The sequence below is a fragment of the Luteitalea sp. genome, assembly GCF_022842525.1.
GTDB lineage: Bacteria > Acidobacteriota > Vicinamibacteria > Vicinamibacterales > Vicinamibacteraceae > Luteitalea.
In genome coordinates this window covers 1-4,550 of sequence record NZ_JALHPM010000310.1, presented here as the reverse complement: position 1 = coordinate 4,550, position 4,550 = coordinate 1, and the positions used below count along the sequence as shown (strand labels likewise).

At 65.7% G+C, this 4,550-nt stretch carries 6 protein-coding genes; all 6 read right to left on the bottom strand.

Annotation, left to right across the window (positions count from 1 at the left end):
* Nucleotides 1-502, bottom strand: a 502-nt coding sequence (locus Q0C41_RS29965; RefSeq protein ID WP_291990448.1) for a hypothetical protein, incomplete at its 3' end; no start/stop codon positions are given.
* Nucleotides 502-798, bottom strand: coding sequence for a hypothetical protein (locus tag Q0C41_RS29960; RefSeq protein ID WP_291990446.1), 297 nt, complete (start codon nt 796-798; stop codon nt 502-504). The genes Q0C41_RS29965 and Q0C41_RS29960, both read right to left, overlap by 1 nt.
* A complete protein-coding gene (locus Q0C41_RS29955) occupies nt 799-999 on the bottom strand; it encodes a hypothetical protein (RefSeq protein WP_291990443.1) in 201 nt (66 codons plus the stop codon).
* A 16-nt stretch (nt 1,000-1,015) separates the two neighbouring features.
* Complete coding sequence (locus Q0C41_RS29950) at nt 1,016-2,881, bottom strand: phage major capsid protein (RefSeq protein ID WP_291990441.1); 1,866 nt, start codon at nt 2,879-2,881, stop codon at nt 1,016-1,018.
* A complete protein-coding gene (locus tag Q0C41_RS29945) occupies nt 2,790-4,364 on the bottom strand; it encodes a phage portal protein (RefSeq protein WP_291990439.1) in 1,575 nt (524 codons plus the stop codon). Before Q0C41_RS29945 ends, Q0C41_RS29950 begins: the two co-directional genes overlap by 92 nt.
* Nucleotides 4,361-4,550: hypothetical protein (locus Q0C41_RS29940; protein WP_291990437.1), on the bottom strand; the 190-nt coding region annotated here is incomplete at its 5' end. The genes Q0C41_RS29940 and Q0C41_RS29945, both read right to left, overlap by 4 nt.

Below are 4,550 nucleotides of genomic sequence, written 5' to 3'. Positions count from 1 at the left end.
GCACGGTCAACGGGATTCTGGCCCCGGCCGTGATGAGCACGTCGCCTACTTGTTCGTACAACGCATTTCCTTCCACCGCGCCGATTTCCAGCACCGCCACTTGATTGCGAGCACGGTTCACGCCGTCAGGAGCTTCCCGTACCCAGCGCCGTAAGCTCCAGTGCAACGCGCGCAGGTAATACGCGCCGTTGCGCTTGGCTTCCCAGGCGTCGGGGTCACTGACTGCGATTCGCACGTTGAGCACAATGGTGCCGTCGCCGACTTCGGTGGCGGTCTGGTTGTTGACCATCGTCAGGCTTTCGACGGTCGTCACCAGCGCAGGCACCGTGGCAGGGATCTGCCCGCGCGCGGCCTCATCCTGTGTCACCTCATCAGCAAACGTCACAATGTTGGCCGGTGCGGTGTCACTGCCGTCGTAATCCAGCGCGGCCAGTTGGGCGTTGATGCCGTGTGTGCCGTGCTGGAACCAAGCGGTCGTGAGTCGCAGAACGTCAATCAGCATTAGGCCGGCACCAGTGTTAGGCGCTTGATGTCGCCGTCGTCTTCTCGCTCGACTTCCGTCACCTTGTAACTGGTCGTGCTCCCATCTTTTGTCATTTTGATGGTGGCGCCGCGAGCGATGGCCGGTAGATGCGCCGTCGGCACGCGGAGTACGATCTCTGACACACGGACAAGCATTCCGCCCGCGTCTAACACTTCCCGCTGCTCGAAATCCAGCGGGCCACACGCCGAATGCTTGCCCCAGGTCGCGGCGACCGCATTCGGCGCGTACTTGCACGCCACGACGGCGGTATCCATCTACCGCCGCCTCCGCACGGGGTTGCCCTGCGTCTCGATCAGCGCCTCGTTGACCGTCATCGCGACAGGTGACACCGGTTCCTCGTCGACCGGTACGCAGTACTGATATGCGGCAATCAGGATGTGCGCGTCGCGCGGCGGGACGTCGAGAACTTCCCCAACGTCCACGTCGCGCGGGCCATGCCACACGAACGAACGCACCGCCCGGACCAGCATATCAGGTCAGGGCGTCCTTCGTGACCACGAACGACTTCGGATGCCGTGCGTTGGTGTCCATCATCGTCTGCGCGATGACGCGCACCATGCCTTCCGCCGCCGCCGTGTACGGGTCCACGGTGATGTCCAGCGCCTCGCCCCACATCCCGATCAGGAGCTCGAGCCAGTTACCGAAGATCACGCCGTGGCAGATCGTGGTGCTCGTGCCCTTGGTGAGGTTCGACGGCACCTGGTTCGACGCGACCGCCGGGTAGCCGTTCAGCTCGTTCGACGCGCCCCACAGGTACTCGGAGCCCGTGACGGTGTTCTTGAGCGTGTTCTTGAGTCGCCCGCGGACGCCGGGTGTCGTGAGGAACGCCAACCGGCCCTGCGCGGCGTTGTTGATCGCCTGCTTGGTCTCGTAGCTCACGAGGTTGGACCAGGCGAGCTGCGCGCCATGGGTGCCCATGACTTCGGTCTCGACGCCGGACAGGTTCATGATGCCGGTCGGCTGGTTGCCCGAACCCGACCCGTTAATGACCGCGATGTCCACGCCGAGGCCAGCGGTCTGCGCCAGGTCCTCACGCACGAACTGCTCGACCGAGAACGACGACTGCTGCAGGAACTGCTTGGAGTAGCTCGACGCGATCATGCCCGTCTTGGGCGACATCGTGAACGAGTCCAGCGTGGCGGCGGTCAGCGCCTTTGCGGTTCCGGGGTTTTCACCCTCCCACGTGAAGCCGTTCGCCGTGATCTGCCGCGGGAACTGCACGTTGCCCTGCAGGCCCGACATGACCCGAGCGCCCAGGCCCACCGTCACCGCCGCGGCACGCAGGAGCTCGATCAGCTCCACGACCGACGTCTGCACGCCGGCGCCGCCGAGCGACGTGGTGCCGGCGACGTTACCGGTCTGCGCACGAACCTGTGCCGCCATCTCGCGGTGCGCGCCGAGGTTGAACGGCAGGTACAGGCCCGCGGGGTCGCGGCCCATGCGCTTGGCGATGTCGGCCGACACTTCGCGCTCGAAGCCCGCTTCCACGCGGCCACTCGTCGCCATCGACATGATCGCGCGGGTGATCGAGTAGTTCTTTTGTTCGCGCTCGTTGAGGCGAGCGGCAGACGACACGCCGGCGGTGGCTGCCGCGATGTTTGCCTCGCGCACCTTGTCCGCCACCACTTCGACGGTCCAGTCCTCGCGCAGTGCCTGTGAACTCAACTCGGCACGCTTGGACTCGTGCGCGAGGGCCAGGATGTTGCCGATGGCCGCGTTCCGGGCGCGGCGCTCGGCATCGTAGTCCCGCGTGACCGCGGACGCCCCGCCAGCCGGGGCAGACTGAGTGTCAGTCATTCGTTCTCCTTCGCCTTTCGGCTGTTGGGTTGGAGGCAAATTCGCGTGTGCCTCCCTCACGCTTCGGGCCACGCCGACGTCGTAGTCAGCGGGGACAGCCACCGTGCTGGCTTCCATCGGACGCCAGTTGCGGTAGCGGCGAGTTGGGACCTTGTCGTCACGTCCGCTGACCACCTCGTAGGTGCTGCCAGGGTCGTAGCCGACACTGATCTTTTTACGGATGCCGCCGCGGATATCCTTGGCCACCCACTCGGCGTCCGGATGGTTGCCGGGTCGAGGGTCGCCACGGAGCCGCCGGTCCTTGTCGAGCCGAATGTTCTCGACCAGTCCGACCTGCACGCGCTGGTTGTGGTCCAGCAGCAGGGGCAGACCATCACGGGCATAACTGAGGTCCACGGCACCCGGTGAGTGGTCGAGGACCTCGTAGTAGCGTTCACCGGTCCACCAGTCAAACCGCAGAACGGGTGATTCGGAGCTGATGGCGATCGTTGGGAGGTCGGCTTCGGCCGCCCCCTCCGCTCGTTCCAGTATCAGGTCCATCTCCCGGTGCAGCATCATCGGTGCCCTGTTGTCCGTCATTGGTCGGCGCTCCTCCCGCCACTTTGCGCGGCGGTTCAACGTTCAAGTCTTCTTCGGCCGCGTATTCCTGCTCCTCGGCCAGCTCCTCCCACACTTCCCACAGGTCGATCCCTTCGCGCGCGGCAATGCGAGTGCGTGATAGCGTGCCTAACGCGACGCGTTTCTCATCCGCTTCGATGTCTTCGAGAGGTTTGGGGGATGTCCAGCGGCGTGGCAGCCATTGCACGGCACTCGCACGGCGTACATCGAACTCCGGCACTTTCACGGCGCCTGCGAGCATCGCGGACGGCAGCCAGGCGTCGAACACGCGCTGGCAGAAGTGCGTAATCAGCGATTCCTGCCAGGCCATCCAGCCGTCTTGCTCGTTCTGGTAGGCCACGCGGAGCGCCGACATGTTGGCGTCGGACCAGTCGCCGGTCAGGAACGCCAGCGACGTGCCCAGGCCCGCGGCAATGTCGCGTTTGACCACCTTCGAGAAGTCGGGGTAGTTGTCGCTCGGCGCGTGCGGGTTCCAGCTCTGCACTTCCTGGTTTAGCCCCAGGTACCGCGACATGCCGGGCACCAGCTCCACTTCCTCACCGGTCGGCGGCGCTTCGACTTCGGTGTTGCCGTTCGGGTCCTTGGTCGTGATGAACGCCATCTGGCACGCCGCGGCACGCAACGCCACGACTGACGCCTCCTGCGCCCCGTCCAGGTGCTTCATGTCGCGCAGTGCCACCGCGAACGACGGCACGCCACGCAGGCGCCCCACGCGCTCGTCCACGCCCAGCGGCAGGTAGATCATCTGCTCGGCCGGGATGCGATCGTGCTTGACACGCGGCGCGCGTCCGTGCTCGCTCGGGTGCTGCGTCAGGATGTGAAACGCCACCGGCCGCCCATAGGCGTTGAGCTCGATGCCGTAGCGGATCTCGTTCTGCCCGTCGCGCGCGGGACGCATCAATCGCTCGTCCAAGCGGTCGGCGTCGATCGGGTGGAGCGCCATCCCGTGCGGGTACTCTGGCCCGTAGACGATCTGAAACAGCGCCTCGCCGCTCTGGACCTGCTCCGACACGCACAGGCGTTGCAGATCCAACCACGACCGCATGCCGTCCGCGCTGCACGCCAGGGGGCGGCCCCATTCGGTCCACGCGCGGGCGATGCCATCGTTGAGCGTGTCGTGTGTCCGGTCGCCCCACATGTTGACCGGCCGCATGCGAATCCCGCGGCCGATCACATTGTTCTGCGCCATCCGGACGAACCGCTTGCCCAGGAGCTGGTTGCGCGCGGCGTCACGGGACCGGGAGCGTAGCTGCAACAGGTCGGTCTCGAGTTCTTTGTCGCCGGACAACGGCGAGCGAATCCAGTCCCACGTCAGGCGGTCGAGCCGCCCGCCCGTGAAGTTGCGACGCGAAGGCGCTGGCGTTTTGCGCCCGAAGAACTCGGCCACGCGCTGGCGCCAGTTCATCCGAACCTCGCGTAGGTCGTGCTGGCCGAACTACCACCACGGGCGCGCGAGACCTGTCGTTCCAGCCGCGACTTGATGGCGAACAGCTCGAGAATTGGGATTTTGTCGATCTGGCGGCCCGCGATCATCACGCGTTGCACGTCATCGGTAACCCGCCCGTAGATCACGGCGTCGATGGCGGCGAGC

Coding starts and splice junctions, on each gene's coding strand:
- Q0C41_RS29950 (WP_291990441.1), bottom strand. CDS start 2,881: ATGGACCTGATACTGGAACGAGCGGAGGGGGCGGCCGAAGCCGACCTC.
- Q0C41_RS29960 (WP_291990446.1), bottom strand. CDS start 798: ATGGATACCGCCGTCGTGGCGTGCAAGTACGCGCCGAATGCGGTCGCC.
- Q0C41_RS29945 (WP_291990439.1), bottom strand. CDS start 4,364: ATGAACTGGCGCCAGCGCGTGGCCGAGTTCTTCGGGCGCAAAACGCCA.